The sequence below is a fragment of the Bogoriella caseilytica genome, assembly GCF_003752405.1.
GTDB classification, from domain to species: Bacteria; Actinomycetota; Actinomycetes; order Actinomycetales; family Actinomycetaceae; genus Allobogoriella; species Allobogoriella caseilytica.
The window spans coordinates 1,157,393-1,181,968 of record NZ_RKHK01000001.1 but is presented as its reverse complement, the minus strand read 5'-3'; the positions used below and the strand labels follow the sequence as shown (position 1 = coordinate 1,181,968).

The 24,576-nt window shown below is 69.2% G+C and carries 19 protein-coding genes; 10 read left to right on the top strand and 9 right to left on the bottom strand.

Annotated elements, in window-relative coordinates; genetic code table 11:
• Positions 1–280: 280 nt before the first annotated feature.
• The 3 genes from EDD31_RS05290 to EDD31_RS05280 form a co-directional block, all read right to left on the bottom strand.
• Positions 281–2,392: a S9 family peptidase gene (locus tag EDD31_RS05290; protein ID WP_123303232.1), complete on the bottom strand. Its 2,112-nt coding sequence runs from the start codon at positions 2,390–2,392 to the stop codon at positions 281–283.
• 37 nt (positions 2,393–2,429) lie between these two features.
• Positions 2,430–3,878 (bottom strand): variant leucine-rich repeat-containing protein, encoded by a 1,449-nt coding sequence (locus EDD31_RS05285; RefSeq protein WP_123303231.1) that lies wholly within the window; start codon positions 3,876–3,878, stop codon positions 2,430–2,432.
• 146 nt (positions 3,879–4,024) lie between these two features.
• On the bottom strand, positions 4,025–6,073 hold the full coding sequence (locus tag EDD31_RS05280) for a bifunctional copper resistance protein CopD/cytochrome c oxidase assembly protein (RefSeq protein WP_245990930.1): 2,049 nt from the start codon (positions 6,071–6,073) through the stop codon (positions 4,025–4,027).
• 101 nt (positions 6,074–6,174) lie between these two features.
• On the opposite strand from EDD31_RS05280, the gene EDD31_RS05275 reads away from it, so the two are divergent.
• On the top strand, positions 6,175–6,906 hold the full coding sequence (locus EDD31_RS05275; protein WP_170163200.1) for an LmeA family phospholipid-binding protein: 732 nt from the start codon (positions 6,175–6,177) through the stop codon (positions 6,904–6,906).
• A 3-nt stretch (positions 6,907–6,909) separates the two neighbouring features.
• On the opposite strand, the gene EDD31_RS05270 is transcribed toward EDD31_RS05275, so the two are convergent.
• Genes EDD31_RS05270 through EDD31_RS05255 form a run of 4 tightly spaced genes read right to left on the bottom strand, consistent with a single transcriptional unit; the run spans position 6,910 to position 12,055 of the window.
• On the bottom strand, positions 6,910–8,556 hold the full coding sequence (locus tag EDD31_RS05270) for a dipeptide ABC transporter ATP-binding protein (protein ID WP_123303228.1): 1,647 nt from the start codon (positions 8,554–8,556) through the stop codon (positions 6,910–6,912).
• The gene (locus tag EDD31_RS05265; protein WP_123303227.1) at positions 8,553–9,431 is read right to left on the bottom strand and encodes an ABC transporter permease; all 879 of its coding nucleotides are present in this window, start codon (positions 9,429–9,431) and stop codon (positions 8,553–8,555) included. The genes EDD31_RS05270 and EDD31_RS05265 overlap by 4 nt, the downstream gene beginning before the upstream one ends.
• Positions 9,428–10,393 carry an ABC transporter permease gene (locus EDD31_RS05260; RefSeq protein WP_123303226.1) on the bottom strand — a complete coding sequence of 322 codons (966 nt, stop codon included), beginning with the start codon at positions 10,391–10,393 and terminating at the stop codon, positions 9,428–9,430. The genes EDD31_RS05265 and EDD31_RS05260 overlap by 4 nt, the downstream gene beginning before the upstream one ends.
• Before the next feature lie 9 nt (positions 10,394–10,402).
• Entirely contained in the window at positions 10,403–12,055 is a 1,653-nt protein-coding gene (locus tag EDD31_RS05255; protein WP_170163199.1) for an ABC transporter substrate-binding protein, read from the bottom strand.
• A 311-nt stretch (positions 12,056–12,366) separates the two neighbouring features.
• Between EDD31_RS05255 and EDD31_RS05250 the strand changes: the two genes are divergently transcribed.
• The 6 genes from EDD31_RS05250 to EDD31_RS14855 are packed head-to-tail and all read left to right on the top strand — an operon-like array spanning position 12,367 to position 17,895.
• Positions 12,367–13,377: an AAA family ATPase gene (locus tag EDD31_RS05250; RefSeq protein WP_211336169.1), complete on the top strand. Its 1,011-nt coding sequence runs from the start codon at positions 12,367–12,369 to the stop codon at positions 13,375–13,377.
• A gap of 7 nt (positions 13,378–13,384) precedes the next feature.
• On the top strand, positions 13,385–14,275 hold the full coding sequence (locus EDD31_RS05245) for a DUF58 domain-containing protein (protein ID WP_123303224.1): 891 nt from the start codon (positions 13,385–13,387) through the stop codon (positions 14,273–14,275).
• Positions 14,276–14,294: 19 nt separating this feature from the next.
• The gene (locus EDD31_RS05240; protein ID WP_170163198.1) at positions 14,295–14,807 is read left to right on the top strand and encodes a hypothetical protein; all 513 of its coding nucleotides are present in this window, start codon (positions 14,295–14,297) and stop codon (positions 14,805–14,807) included.
• Positions 14,801–15,814, top strand: coding sequence for a vWA domain-containing protein (locus EDD31_RS05235; protein WP_123303222.1), 1,014 nt, complete (start codon positions 14,801–14,803; stop codon positions 15,812–15,814). The genes EDD31_RS05240 and EDD31_RS05235 overlap by 7 nt, the downstream gene beginning before the upstream one ends.
• Positions 15,811–16,842 (top strand): vWA domain-containing protein, encoded by a 1,032-nt coding sequence (locus EDD31_RS05230; RefSeq protein ID WP_170163197.1) that lies wholly within the window; start codon positions 15,811–15,813, stop codon positions 16,840–16,842. The genes EDD31_RS05235 and EDD31_RS05230 overlap by 4 nt, the downstream gene beginning before the upstream one ends.
• Positions 16,843–17,895, top strand: a complete 1,053-nt coding sequence (locus EDD31_RS14855; RefSeq protein ID WP_211336058.1) for a hypothetical protein — start codon at positions 16,843–16,845, stop codon at positions 17,893–17,895. It abuts the gene before it with no gap.
• A 76-nt stretch (positions 17,896–17,971) separates the two neighbouring features.
• On the opposite strand, the gene EDD31_RS05220 is transcribed toward EDD31_RS14855, so the two are convergent.
• The gene (locus tag EDD31_RS05220) at positions 17,972–18,577 is read right to left on the bottom strand and encodes a TetR/AcrR family transcriptional regulator (RefSeq protein ID WP_123305164.1); all 606 of its coding nucleotides are present in this window, start codon (positions 18,575–18,577) and stop codon (positions 17,972–17,974) included.
• Between the two features lie 237 nt (positions 18,578–18,814).
• Between EDD31_RS05220 and EDD31_RS05215 the strand changes: the two genes are divergently transcribed.
• The 3 genes from EDD31_RS05215 (at position 18,815) to EDD31_RS05205 (ending at position 22,821) form a co-directional block, all read left to right on the top strand.
• On the top strand, positions 18,815–21,292 hold the full coding sequence (locus EDD31_RS05215; RefSeq protein ID WP_123303220.1) for a circularly permuted type 2 ATP-grasp protein: 2,478 nt from the start codon (positions 18,815–18,817) through the stop codon (positions 21,290–21,292).
• Positions 21,289–22,233 (top strand): transglutaminase family protein, encoded by a 945-nt coding sequence (locus tag EDD31_RS05210; protein WP_123303219.1) that lies wholly within the window; start codon positions 21,289–21,291, stop codon positions 22,231–22,233. Before EDD31_RS05215 ends, EDD31_RS05210 begins: the two co-directional genes overlap by 4 nt.
• 135 nt (positions 22,234–22,368) lie before the next feature.
• On the top strand, positions 22,369–22,821 hold the full coding sequence (locus EDD31_RS05205; protein ID WP_123303218.1) for a (deoxy)nucleoside triphosphate pyrophosphohydrolase: 453 nt from the start codon (positions 22,369–22,371) through the stop codon (positions 22,819–22,821).
• Positions 22,822–22,857: 36 nt separating this feature from the next.
• Here EDD31_RS05205 and EDD31_RS05200 read toward each other — a convergent pair whose 3' ends face one another.
• Positions 22,858–24,549, bottom strand: coding sequence for an alpha-amylase family protein (locus tag EDD31_RS05200; RefSeq protein WP_123303217.1), 1,692 nt, complete (start codon positions 24,547–24,549; stop codon positions 22,858–22,860).
• Positions 24,550–24,576 lie beyond the last annotated feature (27 nt).

Sequence of the window (24,576 nt, the reverse complement as noted above, 5' to 3'; positions counted from 1 at the left end):
CAGGCTGAAGACCGACCCGCCCCCCACGGGTACGTCCTTCCATGCCTGTGCCGGGTCGCGCGTGCCTCTGGCCGCTCGTGGCGGCGCGTTCCGGGGCCTCAGGCGGGTCTGCCGCCTGGAGGCCGGAATGGGGTCTTCCAGCGCGACGGGCTCATCTGGCCCGGCTGACAAAGGGGGACGTTAGCACAACTGAACCCGGCATCCAGAATCGGTCTCACGGCCGGGCAGAACGGCGATGGGCCCGGCATGCAGGTGCATGCCGGGCCCATCGCTATTGCCATCATCCGAGAAGTCGGGGCAACTCCCCAGAATCCTCCTGAAGAACGTGCCGGCTCAAGAAGTCCAAGATCACGTCGTACCAGATCTTGGAGTGCTGCGGGGTGAGCACCCAGTGGTTCTCGTCCGGGAAGTACAGGAAGCGGTGCACCGTGGAGCCGTCCTCGTCCTGCGGCAGGCCCGAGGCCGACAGCAGTTCGTACCAGAGTCGCAGCCCTTCCCCGATGGGCACCCGGTAGTCCTTGTCGCCGTGGACCACCAGCACCGGGGTGCGGATCTCCTCGACCGACAGGTGCGGCGAGTGCTCGGCCACCATCTCGGGGCTGATCTCCCGCGACCAGTACGCGGCGGCGTCGGTGGTGGGCCCGAACTGGTCCAGAGCCCACAGGCTGGCGTGCGTCACGATGGCGTCGAAGCGGTCGGTGTGACCGGCCACCCAGTTGGCCATGTAGCCACCGAAGGAACCACCCATGGCGGCGGTCCGGCTGTCATCGATGTCCGAGCGTGCCTCGGTGGCATCGGTGATCGCCATCAGGTCGGTGTAGGGGGCCGCTCCCCAGGAGCCCCATCCGCGCTGGATGAAGTCCTGGCCGTAGCCGGTCGACAGCGCGGGATCCGGCAGGAGCACGGCGTAGCCGCGGGCCACCATGATCCACGGGCACCAGCGCCACGACCACGCGTTCCACGAGTTCAGGGGGCCGCCGTGAATCCACAGCAGCAAGGGAGCAGGCTCGTCGGCGGAAGCGCCCTGGGGCAGGCACAGCCAGGCGCGCACCCGGGTGCCGTCTGCGGTGGTGGTCTCCACCTCGGTCAAGGATCCAGGCAGCGCCGGCCGCGGAGCAGGGGAACGCAGTGCGCTGACCTCACCGCTGGCGAGGTCGATCCGCACCGGCTCGGACGGGGAGGCGTACGAGGTGCGCAGCGCGTAGGCGCTGACGCCGTCGGGCGCGGCGATGACGTCGGTGTACGTGGCGTCGGGGTCGCTGAGCGATAGCCGTCGCGCGGTCCCGTCGGCAGGATTGATCTCGATGATCGCCCCCCGTCCGTTGGCATCGGCAGTGGCAAGCAAGCGGCTGCTGTCCGGGAGCCACGCTTGCGGTGAGCCGGCCGAGAGCCAGAGGTCGAGGTCCCCGGCCAGGCGACGCGTGCTCCCGGAATCGAGGTCCATGGACCACAGCTCGGGCTGCGGTGCCAGCTCGGGAGTCGAGCGCCGACTGCGGGTGTAGACCAGGGTGGCGCCGTCGGGGCTGATGGTGGGGGCCCCGAAGTCGTAGGTCTCGTCCGCGCGGAGCAGCACCCTGCGCTCGCCGGTAGCAGCGTCGATGCGCACCAGGTCGGTCCGGGTGCTGGCGCGTCCCTCGTGGACGCGCCAGGTACTCACCAGGAAGCTTCCGTCGGCCGAGACGGCGCAGCTCAGATTCTGGCGTCGGGCATCGGGGGTGAGGTCACGCAGCTCCGCGCTCCCTTCGTGCTCCGCCGCATCATCCGGGCCGGCGACGACGGCGGCGTCGAGGGTGGCCGCGTACAGCCGGGCGCTGCCCGGGCCGAGGTCGTGATCCCAGAACCGCACTCCGTAGTCCTCGTGGAGGATCGCGGAGACCTTCTTGTCCTTGCGTTCCTTGCGGACCTGCTTGTCCTCCTCGAGGTCCGCGGCGCCGTGCAGTGCCTGCGCCTGGATGACCACCGTCCCGGACTGTGCAGCCACGTGGACGGCGCTTACCCCGCCAGGATGGGAGGCCACGCACCGGGCTTCGCCGCCGGTGGCCGGCACGGCCCAGAGAGCTGCGGGCTCGTCCTCGTCCCGGGCGGCCACGAAGAGCAGATCACCCTCGGGGGTGAAGACCGGCTGTGACTCACCCTTGGCGCCTCGGGTGAGTCGGCGCGGAGCGCGCTCGCCCACCGGATCGATCTCCCACAGCGCCGTGCGGTAGCGGGTGGCCTCGGCTGGTTCCTTGTCCAGGGTGGCCACGCCGGCGATCAGCCGGGTGCCGTCCGGTGAGAGGCTCAGGCCGCCCAGGCGGGGCAACGCCGTGTAGGCGTCGAGATCGTGGAACGGGGTAGGCGGAGCGTCCGCTGCGCTGTGCTGAGTAACGTTCTCATTATTCACGCCACCCATCTCACCATGACGACGGACCGGGCGCCGGTCCTGCTCCCTAGAAGAGGTCGAAGTCCGAGCGGCTGAGCTCGAAACCCTCACCGGTGATCAGTGACCAGCAGCGGATGCCGTCGTCGCCCACGGTCTCGCAGGCCAGATCACCGTCACCAACCACGGCAGACTCCCCGGGGAAGAGGATGGGAGCCTCACCGGCGGTGGTCAGGTCGCAGTTCACCTCGGCACCCTCGGTGGCGTTCAGTGCCAGCACCGTGCTGGCGGGGCACCCTTCCGGGGCGGTGAAGTCATAGGACACGATGCGGCAATGCAGGCTGTCGCCACTGCCGTCGCAGCGGATGTTGCCGCTGGGGGAGGCAAGCTGGTTGAGCTCGCGCGCATCGGCGGGAGGATCTTGCGCCTCGAGCCACTGGGCGCCCGAGGCGCGGATCTCACCGGCGACGGCGTCGGGACCGTCATCGACCAGACGGGAGGCGATGTCGCGCACATACGCGGTGTCACAGGCCGATTCGAGGCCGTCGAGAGTGGCCAGGACCAGCGATCCATCACCGGATTCAGACCACTCGGCGCCGTCGGAGTGCGCGTCGCCGTAGGTGGCGACGACGGCGGCATCCCCGGCGGCATCGTCGCAGGAGGTGGTCTCCGGCAGGTCGGCCAGTGCCAGACGGGCTTCCTCAGCCGGGTCGGGTTCGGCCTCGTCGTCGGGTGCCTCGTCCTCGCCCTCGTCCTCGGGCGTCTCCTCCTCACCGTCGACCTGCTCGTCGGTGGTGGGCTCCTCGGCCACCGGTGGTGTGTCATCACCCGTGCGGCCGCCCACGAGCTGCAGAATCACGATGCCGACGAGCACCGCGGCCACCACGGCCAGTGCGGCCAGCGGGATCCACGAACCGCGGCGCGGAGCGTCGTCCTCCTCCTGGTCATCCGCCGACAGGAAAGCAGCCGAGGTGGGAAGCGAGCTCGCGGGCGTCGCCGCGGCAGGGCTCCCGGTGGTGGGCTGCCAGGGGGGAGTCGACGCTGCCCACGCGGCAGGCGCGGCACCCACGGGCGGCCCTGCGGCTGCGGGGGTGCTGGCGGAGCCGGCAGGAGTGTGCGCCGAGTGACCACGCGCGACAGCGGTGGCCTCATCGCCGGCACTCGCGGGGCTGTCGTCCACTGGGGAAGCGACCTGGGTGGGCTGATCCTCGACGGCCGGCTCGGAGGCGGCGGCGTCCGAGGCCGAGGCCGCGCTAGCTGCTGTGCCGCTGTCACGGCTCATGATGGATCGGCGCTCCACCCGCTGCGCGCCGGTACCCGCTTGCGCACGCCGAGCCAGTGCCGAGTCCACGGCCCCGTCACCCAGGCTGCCGAGCCAGGTGAGCAGCGCGGGGTAGGTGGAGGGGTTCTCGGCGATCACCGGCCGCAGTTCCGGGTGGTGCTGGGCCAGCTCATGCAGCCGAGCCAGCGGGGTCTCGGGGTTCGCCGCCTGTGCGGCGAGCTCCTCCTGTGCGGCCATCCGTCACCTCCGTGTGTCCACGCCTTGACCGGCGATTCAAAAACCGACAGTACCGCGCGATCTCCGCGGTAGCAGGGGCTGTGACCAGGTCGTCACCCGCCCGTTCCTCCGGTCTAGTCTGGCAGGCAGCCTCCAGATCGCGGTGGTTATCGGCGCTGGCCGTGCCCGGACTCGGCCCGCTGGCGGAGCATCTCGTTGTAGGCGCGCAGCTCGGCGTCCTCGTCCCGGTCGGCGGCCCGGTCCTGACGGCGTGCAGTGCGGGTGTCCTCCTTGGCCCACATCACCGCCACTCCGATGGCCAGCGCCAAGGTGGGGAGCTCGCCGATGCCCCAGGCGAAGGCACCGCCGCGCGTCTGGTCGGCCAGCGCATCGACGTTCCACGGCAGCCCGAGCCAGCCGAAGTAGTCCGCCGCGAGCAACGTGGACTGCTGTGTGAGTGCCACGCCGAAGAAGGCGTGGAAGGCCATGGTGGCGAGCAGCAGCATCAGCCGCAGCGGATATGAGGGGCGTGTGGGGCCGGGATCGGCACCGATGAGCGCATTGGCGAAGAGGTATCCCGCTGCGGTGAAGTGCGCGACCATCAGCAGGTGACCCACGTGGGTGGTGAGCGCCAGTTCGAAGAGACCGGTGTAGTAGAAGAGGATCATCGAGCCGGCGAAGTTGATGGCTGCCACGATCGGGTGGGCGAAGAAGCTCGCGTAGCGCGAATGCACGATGCCCAGCACCCATTCGCGGGGCCCGCGAGTGCCGTCCTGACGGCGCGGCAGCGCGCGCGCAGCGAGCGTGATCGGCGCGCCGATGGTCAGCAGGATCGGCACCACCATGGCCAGCAGCATGTGCATCATCATGTGCGCGCTGAACAGGATCGATCCGTAGACCGTGGGCCCGCCCTGAGTGATCCAGGCGAACAACAGCCAGCCCGCCACCCAGGCGGTGGTGCGGACGGTGCTCCAGGAGTCGCCGCGTAGCCGCAGCCGACGGGCCCAGCGAACATAGACCAGCAGTGCCGCAACGGTTGCGAAGGCCAGGACCGGCTCCAAGCGCCACTCGGTGAGGTAGGCCAGCGGCGTCGGGTAGGCCGGCACGGGATAGCCGGAGAGGAAGAAGGTAGGGGAGGTGTCCGGGATCTGCTGTTCGGGCACGGGCGGCGCGGAGTTCCCCAGGGCCACGCCGAGCCCCGCTGCGGCGGCCATGAGGACGGTCTCGATCCCGGCTAGCCGCCAGAAGGCGCGGCCCCGTCCACCGGAGCCGGCGTGCGCGGCGATCGCCGGGAGGGTGGCGCGGCGGTGCCACCATCCGGCCGCGCCCAGCGCCACGGTGAGGCAGGTCTTCGTCAGCAGGAGCTGGCCGTAGGGATGGGTGAGCAACTCGCTGAGACTGCCGATGCGCAGCCAGCCCGCGGCGATTCCCCCCAGGGCGGTGGCCGCAAAGGCCCAGATGGCGAGGCGGGAGTAACGCTCGGTGGCGCTGGGCAGCCTGGCTCCGAGGCGACCGCCCACCGCGCACAACACCACGAGTGCACCCGCCCAGACGGCCACGCCGGCGGTGTGCAACCACCATGAGGAGACGGCGAGGGTGTGGCCGGTGGAACCTGAGCCATGGTTGGTCTCGGCCAGGGGTACCAGGGCGATCAGCGCGGCCACCGTCGCGACCGCCGCGCTCCGGTACCCGCTCACCGCGACCGCGAGCAGGGAGACGCCCGCGGAAAGGATCGCCGCCCAGAGCAGGTAGCGCCCGAGTTCGAGCTCGGTGACGAACTGCCAGAGCTGCGCGCCGAAGTTCTCCCCGCCCAACCCGCCCGCGGCCTGGGCGAAGGTCAGGACCAGGAAGGCGACCTGAGCCAGGGCCCAGCTGGTGGCTGCGGCCGCCCCCAGGGACGCGGCGGTCCGCCAGGCGCCCCCCGGGCCCTCGGCCCGTAGCACTACCGCGCAGAGGACGAAGGCGCCGATGGTCACGGCGAAGGAGGCGTCGGCCAGCGCCGAACTCAGCGGGACGCCCCAGCGCACGACCGGCCCGGCGTCGACCAGGCCCGGCGCCGAGGCTCCGGTGATCACCAGTCCTGCGAGCGTGACCAGCAGCAGGGTCGGCAGGGCTGCCACGGTCCACATCCACGGGCGCGGCGCTCGCGCGGCAGATCCGGAGGAGCCGGCGGACCCCGGGGCGGGATCGCGCTCGCGGACAGGGCTGGTGGACACCGCTCCAGACTAGGTCTCCGGCGCGCCTGCGGTGGAGCAGGCTCGTCCGTCATGGATCACGGGCACCGCGACGCCTGGCCTGCCGCAGCTACTGTCGGAGGGTGACCATCCCGGAATCCGCTCCGCCCCGTAGCCCGGCCGGGTCCTGGCGCGCACCGGTCAGCCTCGCCGTCGGCATCGCGGTCCTGGTGCTGGTCGCCTTCCTCGCCGATGTGGCGGTGCGCTCCCACGCGGAGTCGCGCCTGGCCAGTTCCGTCGCGCAGACGCTCGGCGCCGACCGTGAGCCGGAGGTCAGCATCGGCGGAACCCTCTTCTTCCCGCAGTACCTGCGTGGACGGTTCACCGAGGTCAGCGCGGAGCTGCCCGGCAGTACTGCCCTGGACACCGACATCGGGGAGCTGCTGATCGAGGACGTCACCGTCACCCTGATCGGCGCCTCGCCGGACGGCACCGTCGAGGACGTCGCCGCGGCCGGCATCCTCACGGATCAGGCCCTGACCACGGCAGTGCGCCAGCGAGTTCCCGGGGTGGACGTCCGGTCCAGCCCGTCCGGCATCGAGGTCGGGGTGTCCTCCTTCGGCGTGGCGCTGCGGGCCGGGCCGGAGATCAGCGAGGACGGCGCCATCGTGGTGCAAGCGACCGGGGGCACCATCGCAGGAGTCAGCGTCGAGGTCGACAGCTTGCCCGGAGTCGTCCAGAACCTGACCTCCTGGACCCTTGCCCCCGCCGATCTCGGCCTGCCCCGGGGGATCGAGTTCACCGAGGCGCAACCGGTCGACGGCGGCCTCCGTCTCGCCATGCACGGGGAGCACGTGGTCTTCGACACCGAATGAGGGTTATGGCACCACCGCCGCACCTGTGGCTGCACGCCGGCCCGGTATGGCGTGCAGGAGTTCGCGTGTGTACCCGTGCTCCGGCGAGGCGAAGACCTCCACGGTGAGGCCGCACTCCACCACCTTCCCGTGGCGCATCACGGCGACGTCGGTGCAGATCTGGCGCACCACGGCGAGGTCGTGGGAGATGAAGAGGTAGGCCAGTCCGCTCTGCTCGCGCAGCTCGGCGAGAAGGCGGAGGATCTGGTCCTGGACCGAGACGTCGAGGGAGGAGACCGGCTCGTCGAGGACGAGCAGGCCGGGCCGGATTGCGAGTGCCCGGGCGATGGCTACTCGCTGCATCTGACCGCCGGAGAGCTCGTAGGGCTTGCGGCCGGCGAGGGCGCGGGGGAGGCGGACCTGGTCGAGAAGCTCAGTCACTTGCCGGCGGCGCTCGGCGCGAGAGCAGGCTCCCAGGAACCGCAACGGTTCGGCGATGCTGGTCGATATCGGATGTGCCGGATCGAGGGACGAGTAGGGATCCTGGAAAACCGGTTGCACCTGCCGGTACAGTCGGCGGCGCCTGCGCGCGGACGCACCGATGTGCAGTTCCTGGCCGGCGACCCGCAGCAGGCCGCTCGTCGGCTCGGTGAGTCCCAGCACCATCCGCGCCAGGGTCGTCTTGCCCGAGCCCGACTCACCCACCACGCCCAGGCTCTGACCGTGGTGGACCTGCACCGAGACGCCGTCCACGGCGGCCACGTCCGCCGCGCCGGGCCGCGAGAAGGTCTTGGTGACGCCGTCTATCTCCACGAGGGGGGTCGTGGCCTTCGCAGCTCCCGGGCCCGCCACCGGCCTCACGATCTCGCCCACCATGGGCTCCGAGTCCATGCTCGGGGCGGCCGCCACGAGACGGCGGGAGTAGGGGTGCTGCGCGACGTGCCGGAAGGTGGCCGCCGGGGCTTCCTCCACCACTTCACCCCCGGAGAGCACCACCACTCGGTCCGTGCGGTCAGCAGCCACTGCGAGGTCATGCGTGATCAGCAGCATCGAGGTGCCACTGTCGCCAACGAGGCTCTCGATGTGGTCGAGAATGCGTCGCTGCACGGTCACATCCAGAGCTGAGGTCGGCTCATCTGCCACGATGAGTTCTGGTTCGCCGATCAATGCGGTGGCGATCAGTACCCGCTGGCGCTGACCGCCGGAGAGCTGATGTGGATAGGCGTCGTAGCGCTGCTCCGCCTCATCCAGCCCGGCACGGCGCAATGCCTCTAGCGCGAGGGTGCGGGCTGTGTGGCCGCTGGCCAGGCCGTGAGTGCGCAGGGTCTCTGCCACCTGCCGTCCCACGGTGTGGACGGGGTTCAATCCGGCTAGCGGATCCTGGGGGATCAGGGCGATCCGCTTGCCCCGCATCTGACGCCAGCGCGCCGACCCCAGAGTGAGTAGATCGGTGCCGTCGAAGGAGATGGCACCGGTCAGGCGGGTAGTGCGGCCGTGCAGGCCCAGGATGGCCCGGCCGATGCTCGTCTTCCCGGAGCCGGATTCTCCGACCAGGGCCACCGACTCCCCGTGGCCGACGTCGAAACTCACCCCGTGCACGGCCGTGGTCCGGGCACCTACGCGCTGGTACGCCACTGTGAGATCGCGAACTTGCAGAAGGGAATCGTTCATCGCTGCCTCATCCGGAGTACGCGACTGATGCGGTTCGAGGCCAGGACCGTGGCCGCGATCACGATGCCCGGGAAGGTGGTCAGCCACCATGCGCTGGCGATGTGCGCTCGGCCCGAGGCCACCATGGAGCCCCATTCGGGAGTCGGCGGAACGGCCCCGAAGCCGAGGAAGCTCAATGCCGCCACCGACAGCACGGCACCGCCGAGCTCCAGGGCAGTGAGCACCAGCACCGCGCCGGAGGCGTTGGGCGCGACGTGTTGGACCAGGATGGCCAGGCCCCCGGTGCCGGAGGTGCGCGCAGCGTCGAAGTAGCCGCGGCTCAGGATCCGCAGCGTCTCGGCGCGAGTGATGCGAGCGAAGGCCGGGACGCCGGCGATCCCCACAGCCACCGCCACGTTGACCACGCCGAAGCCGAGGATGGAGACCGCGGCCATGGACAGCAACAGTCCCGGGATGGCCACCAGGACATCAACGGCACGCATCAGGATGCTGTCCACCCAACCGCCGACGTATCCGGAGACCATCCCCAGGGTGGAGCCCACCACCAGGGAGATGGCCACTGCGAGCAGACCGGCCGAGAGCGAGAGCCGAGCACCGTGGACCACCCGGGAGTAGACGTCTCGGCCGAGCTGGTCGGTGCCGAACCAGTGCTCGGCACTCGGCGGGGCGAGCAGAGCGGCCGGGTCGAGGTCCTGGACGGGATCGTGCGTGGCGAAGACTCCGGGCACGGCTGCCCACGCGAGGAGGAGGGCGAAGACGAGCATGCTGAACACCAGGCCGGGCTGAGTGAGTAGCTGGGCGCCCCAGGCCCGCGCCCCCGAACTGGCGGGGGGTAGGGCCCTGCTGGGCTTGGCGGGCAGTACCAGGCCGGTCATGCGACACCTGCTTTCCGACGATGTGGCGTCGAGACCCGCGGGTCGATCCACCGGTAGGCGAGGTCCACGGCGAGGGTGACGAGGACGAAGAAGCCGCCGGAGAGGATGACCAGGGCCTGGATGAGGGGGAAGTCCTGGGTCTGGATTGCCTGGACGAAGTACATGCCCACTCCTCGCCGGCCGTAGATCGTCTCCACGATCGTGGCTCCGGAGAGCATGCCCCCCGCCATCATCCCGGCCATCGTGAAGGCGGGGAGGGAAGCGTTGCGCAGGGCATGGCCGGTCACCACCCGAGCCTCTGAGACCCCTTTGGCGCGCGCCGTGTCGGCGTAGGTCTCGGCCAGCGCCTCGTTCAGGCCCCGGGTGAGCACCTGGCCCAGAGTGCCCGCGGTCAGCAACGCCAAGGTCAGGCCCGGGAGCACCAGTGCCTGCCAGGAACCCGAGCCGTAGGCGGGAAACCAGCCGAGCCGGAAGGAGAAGACCTGGAGAAGCAGGATCGCCACCCAGAACGACGGCATCGCGGTGCCCAGCAGCGAAGCGGACTGGAAGGACGAGCGCAGCGCTTGGGTGGGTAGAAGCACGCTCAGCAGGGCGAAGACCAGGGCCAGGACGACGGCGAGCACGATCGCGGCCACTCCCAGTTCCACTGTTACGGGCACAGCGGCACTGATCGCGACCGAGACCTCCTGGCCGGTGGAGTAGGAGTGGCCGAAGTCGAAGGTGGCGGCACGGCGCAAGAAGTCGAGGTACTGCACCGCAACGGGGCGGTCCAGGCCCAACTGGGCGCGGAGCTCGGCCTCGGCCGCGGGGGTGATGGTGGCGGCATCGCCGTCACCGGAGCCGAGGATGATCCGCACGGGATCACCCGGCACGAGGTGGATCATCAGAAAGGAGAGAGTCACCGCCCCCCAGAGCACCACCGCTGCCTGGCCGAGACGCCGCAGCACGTAACGCGCGGTCATCTGCTCGCCTCAGTCCGCGCGGCGGAAGTCCACGAAGAGCGGTTTGCCCTCAAGGTCAGCCCCCACACCGGTGAGCTGGTGATACGCGGAGTACTGGGTGAGATCGAAGAGCGGCACCGTGTACCCGCGCTCGACGAGCAGCCGCTGCACCTCCTCGGAGACCACCAGGCGATCCTGTTCATCGACGGTCGACTGCAGGGTGGCGAGCAGATCGTCCACCTCCTCGTCGGCGTGCCCGAGAAGGAAAGACTGGTTCTCGTAGAAGGAGGAGTAGACCGTGCGCAGCACGTCGGCATCGGCCCGGGTCTGAGACCACGTGCTCAGGTCGAAGGGGTAGTCGTGGATGCTGTAGTCCGAGAGGTCGGCCACCGGCGTGAGGATGAACTCGATCCCGGCCTGGGCCCACTGGTGCTGGAGCAGCTCGAACATCGTCTCGTAGGTGGTGGAGGTGTACTGGATCTCCACCGAGAGGCGTTCGCCATCGGGTGTGGCGCGAATGCCGTCTGGCCCGATCTCGGTCCACCCGGCCTCTTCCAGCAAGCGCTCGGCTTCCTCCGGATCGTGATCAAGGAGGTCAGAGAGATCGGCGTAACCCGGGTTCGAGGGCGTGAGCACCCCGGTGGCCGGCTCGTAGAGGCCTTGGAAGGCGGAGTTCACGAGGGCCTCGCGATCGGTGGCGAGGCTCAGGGCACGGCGGGTGCGCTCGTCCTCGAAGACCTCGCGGTGCAGCAGCGGCACGATCGGGATGGCGATCGCCGGCATGACCGTGGGGTGTAGCTCAGCCTGACTCTCCGCCAGGCCCGGCACCGACTCGGCCGCGAGGGGGTAGGCGTAGTCCACCTGCCCCGAGGCGACGGCCCCGGCCTGCGTGGTGGACTCGGTGATGAAGCTGATCTCGACCTCGTCGAAGTAGGCACGTCCTTCGTTCTCGTAGAGCGGGGAGCCCCACGCGTAGTCCTCGCGCACCGCCAGGTGGATGCCGTCATTGGGGTCGTAGGACTCCAAGGTGAAGGGGCCGGAGCCGATGACGTTCCCTGCGGCCACCTCCTCCGGAGGCAGGTCGAGGGTGGCCGGGGCCAGGATGCTCAGCGACTGCACCGCCGTCGCCTGGAGGAACTGGGCGTTCGGCTCCTCGAAGCGGACCGTCACCTCGTGCTCCCCGGTCACCTCGGACTCCACATAGCCGCGGAGCAACCCAGCGGACACGAAGGCCAGGGGGCCGATGTCGATGATGCGGTCGAAGTTCGCTTTGACCACCTCGGCGGTGAGCGGGGTCCCGTCGGAGAAGGTGACGTCCTGGCGCAGCTGGAAGGTGAACTCCGTGACGTCCTCGCTGATCTCCCAGCTCTCGGCCAGCCAGGGCACGATCTCGCCGGTCTCGGGATCCTGGTCGGTGAGGGTGTCGGCGATGTTGCGCGAGACGGTTCGCGCGACGAGCTGCGGGCGCTGGTGGGGATCGTAGTTCTCGATGTCCTCGCGGAAAGCCACTCGAAGCGTGCCTCCCTGGACGGCTTCCTGCTCACCCTCAGCGGCCGGTGCGGTTGCGCTGCTGGTGGCCTCTTCGGAGGTGTCGGCGCCGGCATTCCCACAGGCCGCCATCACCATCATGGCGCCGAGGAGCGTCGGGATGAGGGTGCGGCGATGTGGGGCCGTTCGAGCCATGGGGCTTTCTCCGATCTCGGGTGGCGGCGCAGCCCTGCGGCAGGCGCTGCCATGGTGATCCGGCGTCTGTCCGGATGCCGGCCAGTCAAGGACAAGGCCGTGACCAGAGGCAGGGCGCTCCGAGGTCATCCCGGATCCTGAGATGCCTCGGCTGTTGACTGGGTCGGCGTCCGGCAAGGAGTGTCCGCGGCCGGGTGAGGGGCACCGCCTGGCGGATCGCCCGGGTACCCTCGGTCCGGCGGGCGCCCGAGGTCCGGCTTGGCACACTGCTGGGTGAGATGCGCCCGGTCCAGCGACACGAGTGGGGAACGATGAGCAGCGACATCGAGCAGGTGGAACCGGTCACCGCCGAAGAGGCCCAGCGGGCAGTCGACCTGGTCGGCCGGGTGGAACGCATCTTCGGCCAGAAGGTCATCGGGCAGGACGCCCTGCGCACTGCCCTGGTCTCGGCGCTGCTCGCCGGCGGGCACATCCTGCTGGAGTCCGTGCCGGGACTGGCGAAGACCACGGCAGCCTCCACCCTGGCCCAGGCCGTCTCGGGCAGCTTCCATCGCATCCAGTGCACGCCCGACCTCATGCCCAACGACATCGTGGGCACGCAGATCTTCAACTACGCCACCAACGAGTTCTCCACCCAGCTTGGCCCGGTGCATGCGAACTTCGTGCTGATGGACGAGATCAACCGTTCCTCGGCCAAGACCCAGTCGGCGATGCTCGAGGCGATGCAGGAGCGTCAGACCTCCATCGGCGGCGAGATCTACCCGCTGCCCCATCCCTTCATGACGCTGGCCACGCAGAACCCCATCGAGGAGGAGGGCACCTACGTCCTCCCCGAGGCGCAGATGGACCGCTTCCTGATGAAGGAGGTCGTCACCTACCCTGCGCCCGGCGAGGAGGTGGAGATCCTCGATCTGGTCTCCGCTCAAGGCCGGGGCCGCAAGCCTGAATCGATCGAGCCGATCACCATCGAGGAGGTCCTCTACCTGCAGAGCCTGGTCTCGCGGGTCTATGTGGATCTCTCAATCCGGCAGTACATCGTGGCGCTGATCAACACCACTCGCGGTGGCGGCCCGCGCCCGCTACCGAACTTCACCGATCACGTCCGCGTGGGCGCCTCGCCCCGAGGTGGCATCGCCCTGATGCAGGTCGCCCAGGCGATCGCGCTGATGGCTGGTCGCAGCTACGTTGTTCCCGACGACGTCAAGGCCCTGCGTCACGCGGTGCTCCGCCACCGCCTGGTGCGCACTTACGACGCACTGGCCAACAATGTGGCTCCGGAAGCGCTCATCGACGCCGTCTTCGCCACGGTGCCCACTCCCTGAGCCGGCCATGTCCACCGCCTCCCGTCTTGCCGCCGTTCGCGCGCGGATCGACCTGCCCACGCTGCGTCGCGCGGCCGGTCTGCTCGACGGGCGCCACCGCTCGATCTTCTCCGGCCACGGTCAGGACTTCGACGACCAGGTCGAGTACCACCCGGGGGATGATGTCTCGGACATCGACTGGAAGTCCTCGGCGCGGGCGGGTCACCCGATCATCCGGCGCTTTGTGCGGGAATCGAACCTCTCGGTGGTGTTCCTCGTCGACACCGGCCGCACCATGGCGGCATCGGCGGCATCCGGGGAGCAGAAGTCCGAGGTGGCGCTGCTCGCCGCCGATGTCATTGCCTTTCTCGCCCGCCAACGCGGCGACACGGTCGGCCTCCTGGCCGGAGACGCCGAGCGGATCCAGCACCTGCCGGCCCGCTCGGGCACGGAGCACATGGAGTTGCTCCTGCGCGTGGTGGAGAAGTCCTTTGACGTCACCGCCCCCGCGGCCGATGTCGGCCGTCTGCTGGACCGGGCGCTGACCATGATCACGCGGCGTTCCCTCATGGTGCTCCTGACCGATGAAGCCCGGCCCGGGCCCGAGCACGAGGATGCCTTGCGCCGCCTGCGCACGAGGCATGAGGTGATGGTGGTGCACGTGGCCGACCTCCTGGCTGCGGGAGCGGGGCCACAGGTGACAGCCGATGTCGATACCGGCCGGACCTTGCCGGCCTTCTTGCGCGCCGATGCCCGCCTGGCGAACGAAGCCGCCATGGCGGCCACGGCGCGGCGTGATGAGGTCCAGGCCCTGTTGCGGCGTCGCGGCATCGAGGGTGTGACGATGACCGGCACGGACGCCGTCGTTGACCAGCTCATCGATCTGCTGAGGAGGCAGCGCCGTGTGGCCCGCCGCTGAGGGGTGGGCGCCCGCCGGGGTGCCCAGAGCCTCATCCCGCGCGACAGTTCTCGCCGGGCTGGAGGCCGACCTCCTCCCGCCCGAGACCTATGCGTGGTGGGTTCCTGTGGTCGCCGCCGTCCTGCTGGTGCTGGTGGCCGCCTGGCTGGTCTTCGTGTTCTGGTGGTCCAACCCCACGCGGGTGGCGGCGCGTGAAGCGAAGAAGGCACGTTTCACCCCGGCGCCGATGACCACCTCGCTGCGCCAGCGCTACACCGAGGAGATCGATCAGCACCTCGGCCGCTACGAGGAGGGAGAGATCGACCTGCGGGAACTGCACTTGGAGCTCTCCTCGACCATGCGGCGTTTCGCCTCGGAGCGGATCGGCACCGATGTGACCACCTGGACCCGCGGTGACGTGGCTTCCTACGACACCACCCGCCATCTCGGTGACCTCCTCGCCGTCTATGAGGAGCCGAGCTTCGCGCAGCGCTCGGAGGCCGAGGTGCGCGCCTCGGCCTCGAGTGCGCAGGAGGTGGTCAACCGATGGTGACTCCGTGGCTGTGGCCACTGCTGATCCTGGGCGTGATCGCCGCGGGATCCCTGGGCTACCAGTTGCGTCGCGTGGCGGCGCAGCGCGAGGTGACCTACGTGGCGAACTCCGCCTACCTCACCGAGCTGCCGGAGTACCGGCGCCGGATGGGACTCCTGCGCGGCGGATTGACGGTCGCGGGTGTCTGCCTGGTGGTGGTTGTGGTCGCGGCCTCGGTCCTCGCCTCCCGGCCGGTGGATCGCGATCTGCGCAACGAGGAGCTGGCCTCGCGCGACATCGTGCTGTGCCTGGACGTGTCCGGCTCCATGATCGAGTTCGGATCGCAGACGGCAGAAGCGTTGATCGACATCGTGGATCACTTTGAGGGCGAGCGCATCGCGCTGAGCATCTGGAACAACGCTTCGCGCCTCGTCTTCCCGCTCACCGACGACTACGACATGGTCCAGGAAGAACTCGCTTACGCTGCCGAGGCGCTCGACTTCGATCCCACCTCCTTCATCTACGACCCGGACGACTATGAGCGGCTGATCCACTACCTCGCCGGAACCGTCAACTACGCGATCCTTGACGGATCCCTCATCGGCGATGGTCTGGCGAACTGCATCTTCGAGTTCGATGTGGCCGACCAGGAGCGTTCGCGGTCGGTGATCTTCCTGACCGACAACGTCGCCATGGGGGAGTCGACTTTCGCTCTGGAGGAGGTCTACGAACTGGCCTCGGAACGTGACATCACGATTCATGGCTTGTATGCCGCGGCCGACGAGTACGCCACCGAGGCCACACGAGCCGAGTTCGAGCGTCTTACCCTGGAGCACGGCGGCCTCTTCGTCGAAGCCTTGAACCCGGCCTCGGTGGCCCCGGTGGTGGAGGCCATCGAGGAGGAACAGACCGTGGCCCTGGAGGGCAACCCGACCGTGGTCGAGACCGATCAGCCGCAGCGATGGTTCCCCTGGTTGCCGCTCGGGCTGGCCGGGTTCCTCCTGGTGGTCTGGAGGTTGCGGGCATGATCGACATGACCTTCCGGATGATCTGGCCGCTGTGGGCGATCCTCCTGGTGCTCGGGCCGGCGCTGCTGCTGTGCGGATGGGCCTGGTGGCACGCCCACCGGGCCCCGACCTCGGACGGCGGTGGCTCCGCGTGGCTGCGGCGTGGTGCGATGGTGCTCCTGACCGGCATCATCGGCCTGACTCCGGCCATGCCTGCTGACACCGAAGAGGTTGCGACTGCTGCGGATGTGTTCATCGTGGTCGACCGCACCGGCTCGATGGTCGCCGAGGACTATGACGACGGGCGCCCTCGCCTGGAAGGCGTGCGACACGACATCGACCAGATTCTCACCGCCTTTCCGGGGGCGCGTTTCTCCGTCATCGCCTTCGATTCCCAGCCCACCCGGGTGGTTCCGCTCACCAACGACACCCGGGCACTGCGTTCCTGGACCGAGACGCTGCGGCAGGAGATCACCCACTACTCCGCGGGCACCTCGATCGACCGGCCCCTGCCGGAGATGGAGACAGCCTTGGCGAACTCCGTGGAACGCAACCCCGGGCATGTGCGGCTCGTCTTCTTCCTCTCCGATGGTGAGAACACCGATGGCGACCTCTCTGATCCCCAGCAGCAGCGTTCCTTCGCTCCACTCGCCGGTGACATCGACGCCGGGGCGGTGCTGGGCTACGGGACGGCGGAGGGCGGCCAGATGCGCTCCTATGACGGCACGGCGGACTCCGGCCCCGGAACAGATGCGCCCTGGATCATCGACCCCGCCACCGATGAGCCCGCCATCTCACGCCTTGACGAGGCGAACCTGCAGCGCGTGGCCGAGGAGATGGGTTTGCCCTACCGGCACCGCCATGCCCCGGAGCCGCTCGACGACGCCGTGACCGCCATCGATATCGAAGAAATCGCTGAGGACGGCCGGCGGGACGTCGAGACCTATCGCGACGTGACGTGGCCGTTCGCGCTGCTGCTTGTCGGCTTGGCAGGCTGGGAGGCCTTCTACCTGGGCGGACGTCTCCGTCGGCTGAAGGAGGTGGGCTGAGTGACTGACTATCCCGGTCCTGAGGCGCCGAAGCCCGGAGCGAACGCGGGGTCGGCCAGCCCGAAGGCTGAGCGGCCCCCGCTTCCGGCCCACTTGCGTCTGCGGCGGACGATGCTTGCCTTCTCCTGGCCGCTGATGGGCGCCGCCTTGCTCGCCGCCTGTTTGATGCTCGGAGTGGTGGCGGGCAATGCCTATGCGCGTTCGCCCTACCAGGAGGGCATCCGCTTCGAGGAGGCCGCAGAGCGGTACCGGTGGCAGCAACCCTTCACGCGTGTGGCGATCGAGCCCTGGAAGGCGTGGTTCAACTCCGGCACCGCAGAGGTCTCGGGCGCCAACTTCGAGGCGGCGCTCACCGACCTGCTCCGCGCTCACGAGCTGGTGCCTGAGGGCACCGAGGACGCCGAGGGGATGCCCGACCCCACAACCCCCGAGTGTCGAGTGCGCATCAACCTGTCCCTGGCCCACGAGGGTGTCGGCGATGCGTTGCTCGAGGAGGGGGCGCCGTCCGAGGCTGCGGAGCAGTACAACCTCGCCCTGGACGCCATCGGGCCCTGCACTTCGGACGGTGAGTCCGAGTCGGACCAGGACGAGCAGGATCAGGAAGACCAGCAGGACGAGCAGGACGAGCAGGATCAGGAAGACCAGCAGGACGAGCAGGACCAGCAGGACCAGCAGGACCAGCAGGACCAGCAGGACCAGCAGGACCAGCAGGACCAGCAGGACCAGCAGGACCAGGAAGACCAGCAGGACCAGCAGGACCAGGAGTCCGGCAACGACCCGGACGCGACGGAAGACCGGCAGCAGGACAAGCGGGATGAGGCCCGCGAGCAGGAGCAAGAGCAGGAGCGGGAGCCCGGCGATAGTCCTGAGGATTCAGACTCCGGCGACGGCCAGGAGGATGAGCAGGACAACGGTGACGGGGGCGGGCAGCAGGAAGAGCCTCGTGATCCGCGGCAGGACGAGCTGGAAGAGCGCAACCGCGAGGCGCAGGAGGAGTTCGACGACTATGAAGGCCGCGAAGGCGGCGGTGGAGGCGGCGGTCAGAACTGGTGAGACCGCCACTGCGCGTGAGTCGTGGTCACGATCCGGCACTGGATCTGCCGCCGGTAGCGGCTACGGCAGCCCCGGGTCAGACGATGGCGGGCTGGCGAGCGCCGACCGCGCGCAGGACGAAGGCCTCCGTGGAGTCGAGGTAGGCCGAACGCTCGGGTTCTTCCGAGGGCGTCGGGCGCCCACTCAAGCAGGAGTGCACCAGCGGCACCACGGAATCCAGGTTCTGCTCAGGCAGGTCTCCGGCCGCAATCGCCTCGCGCAGGATGCCGCGCAACAGGTTCTCCACCTGGGCGACGTGACCCCGTAGCCGCGAGAGTCCTCCGCGGGAGATCACCTGCTTGAGGTCGGGCCCGGGAGCGAAGTGATAGTCCGGGGCCAGGGCGAGCTGCTGGCGGACGTAGACCCGCAGCTTCTCCACCGGTTCGCTCACGTGCGCGAGCGCTTCTTCGAGTCCGGCGAGGTATTGCTCGGTCTCGTGCTCGATGAAGGCGAGGAGCAGCGTTTCCTTGTCAGGGAAGTGGTTGTAGACCGCGGTGCGGCCGATGCCGGCGCGACCGGCGATGTCCGCCAGGGAGATGGCGTCGAAACCGCGTTCACGCATGAGGGCGGACAGCGCATCGAACAGGGCGGTGCGGGTGCGGGTACGGTGCTCGGCAAGCGTCGCCCCGATGATCTTCGGCATGGTGGCCATTCTGCCACGTCATGACGCTGTGGCGGTGATTGTCATGACGGCAATACATCTGTCGTCATGACGGCGCTCTCGCCGAGCCATGAGGTGCGCGCCGGTCCCGGGTCACGTCCCAGCGCGGCGCGCCCGGATCTCCCCCGGCACGTGCAAATCTTGCGTAAAGTAGGCGTTGGCCGGTCGGGGATCAGCACAGGCGGCTTTACCTTCACTGGGTGAGAAAGGGGTCTGGCTTTGGACCTGCTCGACGACTATCGCTCAGCTGGCCCCGGCCATGACGAGATGCTGCAAGCCGCGGGCTCCGCGCGCCAGGCTTGGGCAGAGCTTGCCAATGACGCCCGCATCGGTTCCGGCGACAGCCTCACTCGCGCACAAGGTGACGTCATCACCCTGCTGGAGGATCAGGGTGTCACTGCCGACGATGCCCACTGGCGCCTCGATCCACTGCCGGTACTCGTCGAGGATGAGACCTGGACCGACCTCAGCCGCGGCCTCCGGCAACGAGCCGAGTTGCTCGACCAGATCCTCACCGACCTCTACGGCGAGCGCACGCTGCTCACCTCCGGCATCCTCCCGCCGGAGATCGTGCTCGGGCATCCGGGCTATCAGCGCGCGGCCTTCGGCATTCAGTTGCCGGGAACGCATCAGCTGCTTCACGGAGCCACCGACCTGGCTCGCAATGCCGATGGCGCCTGGACGGTACTGGCCGATCGTACCGACCTTCCGCTCGGACTGGGCTATGCCATGGCCGACCGGCGCGTGGTCTCCGAGGTCTTCGCCGGCCCGTACCGGCACTCGCGCACCAAACGCCTCGGGCCCTTCTACCGGGCGCTGCGGCAAACGCTGAACGTCGTCGCCCCGGCACTCGCCGGCGAGGATCCCCGGGTGGCCATCCTGGCCCCCAGCACCCAGACCGCGGCCTTCGATCACGGCTACCTGTCCATGCTGCTCGGCGTACCCATGGTCTCCGGCGCTGACCTCGAGGTCAGCGAGGGGCGCGTGTGGGTCCGCTCCTTGGGTGGGCGGCAACCGGTCGACGTCCTCATGCGCGGTGTGCGCTCCGCCCAGGCTGATCCCCTGGATCTCGACCCCGATTCGGCCGGCACCGCCGGACTACTGGAGGCGGCGCGGTCCGGCATGGTGAGTGTGGTCAATCCGCTGGGGGCCGGCGTCCTGGAGTCGCCGGCGCTGGCCACCTATCTCCCCCGCCTGGCTCGCGCGCTGCGCGATGAGGAACTGCTGCTGCCCTCGGTGGTGACCTACTGGTGTGGTGAGCGGTCGATGTGCTCGCACGTGATCGCCAACATCTCCCGCCTGATCTTGCGCTCCATCGGTGACTCGCGCCCCCCGGTACTCGGCTGGGAACTCAGCCTCCACGACCGTGCCGACCTCGCGGCGGAGATTGCCTCCCGGCCCGCCCTCTGGGTCGGCCAGGAACCGGTCGAGGCCTCGACCACCCCGGCAGTGCAGGACGGTCGGCTGGTGCCGCGGGCCACCAGCATGCGCGCCTTCACCGTGAGTCATGAGGGCGATTACGCCGTGATGTCCGGGGCGCTTGGCCACGTCGCTGCCGACGGGACTCCGCCTCAGGTCACGCTGGCCGCGCACGAGCTTCCTCGTAGCGCCAAGGACGTGTGGGTGCTCGCCGGTGGGACGCTGGAGGAGGCGGACGGCGGTGAGGAGCAGCCCCGTTCGCTGCCCGGCCGGGACGGCGCGGTCTCCCTACGCAGCGCCGAGGGCCTCTACCGAATGGGTCGCCACCTCGAGCGGGCCGAGTCGGCTTGCCGGCTGCTGCTGGCGGTGGCTGACCGGTGGGACGACTTCCATGCCCGGCCCGGTGCCAGTCCCGAGGACGCCGGTGGCCGGGCACTCGACGTCCTGCTGGAGGCCTTGCAGCAGCTCACCGCGCGGGCCTCCCTTCCGGACCTGGTCATCGACGGCTCGCGCGAGGGCAGCATCGCCTGGACCATCGCCCAGCTCACTCGCGATGCCTCGGGTGTGCGCGACAACCTCACCCCCGATGCCTGGGTGGCGCTGTCCTCGATGGAGCGCGCGCTGCATCGGGAACGTGAACGCCGTCGCGGTCGAGAGGGGGCCGGGGAGGTCGGCCTGGCTCCGGTGGTGCTGTCGATCCAAGGTGGGCTGCTCGCGCTGCACGGCATTGTGGGGGAGTCCCTCGTCCGCGATGTCGGATGGATGCTCCTCGATACCGGCCGGCGCCTGGAGCGGGCGCGGCGACTGGTCACCTTGCTGTCGGCCACCGTGGCTTCGGGCTACAGCCGAGCGGTCAGCGAACTCATCCTCGATTCGGTCGTGGGCGCGTGCGAGTCCGGCATCACCTTCCGCCGGCGCTACCCGGCCGGAGGAGTCGACGGCGCCCTGGAACTCCTGCTGCGCGACCAGGCCAATCCGCGCTCGCTCGCCTTCCAGCTCATCGAGTTGCGGCGCCGCTTCGCCGATCTGCCGGAAGTTGCCGGTGGTCCGAGCGCGGGCGTGGCGCGCGATGCCCTCCTCACCGAGGTCGAGGAGGTGCTTGCCGAGATGAGTGAGAACCGTGGCGAGGAACTTCCGTGGAGCGAGCGGCACACGGAACTCACCGCAGCATTGGATTCCATGGGCTGGCGGCTGGCTCGCCTGCATGAGGAGATCACCCGGGTGCACCTTGCGCGCCCGGTCGCGGCGCGCTGGCCCGGGGGAGGGAAGCAGACATGAGCCGCAACAAGGGTCGCCACTACCTCCTGGCGCACCGCGCCAGCTACAGCTATCCCGACGAGGTCACGAACTCGTACGGGCGAGCCTTGCTCCTGCCGCGGCAAATCAGCGGCCAGCGCGTCCACCACGCTGAACTCCAGGTGGATCCCGCGCCCGCAGAGTCCTCGGAGCGTCTCGATGTCGCCGGAAACCGGACGAGCTATTTCCACGTCACCGCACCGCACAAGATCCTGGAAGTCTCGGCCACGTCCTTGATCACAGTCACCCGGCGCCGCCCAGACCTGCACTCCATGCCCTCACCGGCCTGGGCGGACGCGGTCAGTGCGGTCTCCGGCGTCCGCGCCACCGGTCGCGGCGGGCAAGGTGAAGGACCGGCCGCCATCATGGCAGTCGTCGATGGAGTGCTCGCCTCGGAGTACGCCACTCCCTCGGAGGCGGTGCTCGAGTACGCGTTGCCCAGCTTCATGGGCGGCGTGACTCTGACCGAGGCGTTCATGGGTCTGTGCCGCCGGCTCTCCGAGGATCTGCAGTACCAGCCGGGTCATGCGGGGAGCTCGCTGGAGTCGGTCCTGGAGCAGCGTGAAGGCTCTGCGGCGGACTTCGCGCACCTGATGTCTGCCTGCCTGCGGGCCGTGGGGCTGTCCGCACGCTTCGTCTCGGGCTACGTGGACCGCGGTGCGGAGCGCGGTCAGCAGGTGCCGCACGCCTGGGTCGCGGTCTGGGTTCCCGGCGGGGGGTGGGTGCACGTGGACCCGGTGTACGACCAGCTGGTCGATGAGCGGTACGTGATGCTCGCCTGGGGCCGCGATCTGGGTGACGTCGCGCCACTGCGCGGAGTTGCGTATTCCGCCGAGGCCGCCGCCACTCTGACCGTAGAGGTCGACCTCACCCGGCTGAGCGGAGAGGAACTCGACCGGTTGGCGCTTCACTGGGGAGAGTAAGTGGCGCTGGCAGCCACTTACTCTCCCCAGTGACGTTGTGAAGGGCGGGACTGTGAGGCCCGCCTCCGGTGGCATCGGCTCAGTTCACCACGCTTGGGGCGCCACGTTGCCGGCCGGCGCCGCTAGTCTGCCCGGGTGACTCCCCGCCTCGTTGCTGCCGCCGCGATCCTCGATTCCCTCGGCGCCCCACGGCAGGTGCTTGCCGCGCGGCGCTCGGCACCGGAGAAGCTCGCCGGCCGCTGGGAACTCCCGGGCGGCAAGGTGGAACCCGGCGAGGCCCCCGAGGCCGCCTTGCATCGCGAACTCGCCGAGGAGCTCGGCGTCCGCGTGCGGGTGGGACCGATACTCGCAGCCGCCGACGGCGGTGACTGGCCCATCCTCGACGGGCTGGCCATGCGCGTGTGGCTGGCCGAACTGATCAGCGCCGGCGGCGAAGCGAGCTCCCCCCTTGCGCCGCAGCCGCTGCCCCAGCCCTTGCAGGACCACGACGAGGTGCGGTGGCTGAAGGCGGAGGACATGCTTGATGTCGACTGGTTGGCGCCGGATATCCCCATCGCCCGCGCCTTGCAGGCGCACGTGCGGGCGTGAGCACGCCGGCGGGTACGAGCCGCCTGCGAGCAAGCCTCAGATCAGCCGGGGGTCGCCCTCGCGCTTGACCCGCAGCCAGCGGTAGCCGTAGCCGTCGAGGTTTGCCTCCGTGCGGCAGTCGGCGTCGAGTTCGAGGGTCGAGTTCTCCAGCAGGTCCGCGAGCATCGTGCCCGGCGCTTCGCCCTCGAGGCGGATCGGCACCACGGCAGGCTCCGGGCTGAGATTGTGCAGCAGCACGGTGCGGGCCTCGTCCCAGCTGCAGCAGTACGCCACCACCGCGTCGTTCGGCTGCTCGAGCAGTTCCACGCTTCCCCAGCCGATCTCCGGGCTCTCCCGGCGGATGTGTGCCAGGTGGGTGATGTGATTGAGCAGGGAGTGGGGATCGCGCCGGGAGTCGGCCACATTGACGTGCCGCGGGCCGAAGGACCCTTCGGTGAGGGGGCTGACGAGCTTGCTCGGCACGGCGGAGGAGAAACCGCCGTTCTTGCCCGAGGTCCATTGCATGGGTGTCCGGATGGCCCCGCGGCCCTCGATGGACAGTTCCTCCCCCATCCCGATCTCCTGGCCGTAGTAGAGCACTGGGGTGCCCGGCAGGGCGAAGAGTAGGGAGTAGGACATCTTCAGCCGGCGGGGATCACCCTTGAACATGGAGGCCAGACGACGGCGCAGGCCGTGGCCGAAGAGCTGGTGGTCCTCCTCGGGCCCGAAGGCGGCGAAGATCTCCTCGCGCTCCTCCTCCGGGAGCTGATCCAGGGCGAGTTCGTCGTGGTTGCGCAGGAAGTTCGCGAACTGGGTGTCGACCGGGAGGTTGCTGGGCCGCTCGCGCAGGGTCTGTCGGATGGGCCCCGCATCCTGGCGGGCCATGGCCAGCATGGTCCGCTGGTTTCCCAGGAAGTCGAACTGCATTGTCAGCTGGTCGCCGCCCTCTCCGCCGAAGAAGGCCACCTGGTCCTCGTAGGGCATGTTCACCTCCCCGAGCATGATGGCCGAGCCGCCGGTGGTGGAGCGGCGCTGGAGGAAGGAGCGCAGCGCCCGGAGATAGTCGTGCGGCTCAGCCAGGTCAGAGTCCTCAAGGTGCTTGAGGGTGGACTCGTTCAGCGCGAAGGGCACCGCGTCCACGCGGAAACCGTCGACGCCGAGCTGGAGCCAGAAACCCATGGCCTTGGCGATCGCATTGCGGACCTCTGGGTTGGCGGTGTTCAGGTCGGGCTGGTGGGAGAAGAAATGGTGCAGGTACCACTCTTCGGTCTTCTCCTCGTAGGTCCAGATGCCGTCCTCTGCCTCGGGGAACATGGCTTCGGCGGAGGTGTCGCCCGGGTCGTCGTCGCGCCAGACGTAGTAGTTGCGGTAGGGATTGTCCTTCGAGCGGCGGGCCTGACGGAACCACTCGTGCTGGTCGGAGGTGTGGTTGACCAGCAGATCGACGATCACGCGGATGCCGCGGTCGCGAGCGGTGTGGATCAGCTCGACGACATCGCCGTGGTCACCGAGGGCGGGATGGACGCCGAACATGTCCGAGACGTCGTACCCGTTGTCCTTCAGGGGCGAGGGGTAGAAGGGCATGAGCCACAGGCAGGTCACGCCCATCCCGGCCAGGTAGTCCACGCGCTGCGCCACGCCCGGCAGATCGCCCATCCCATCGCCGTTGGAGTCGAGGAAGGTCTTGACGTCGAGGCAGTAGATGATCGCGTTCTTGTACCAGAGGTCGGCAGTGTCCGTGGTGCGCATGAGGGCCTTTCCAGGTCTGGGCGTGTG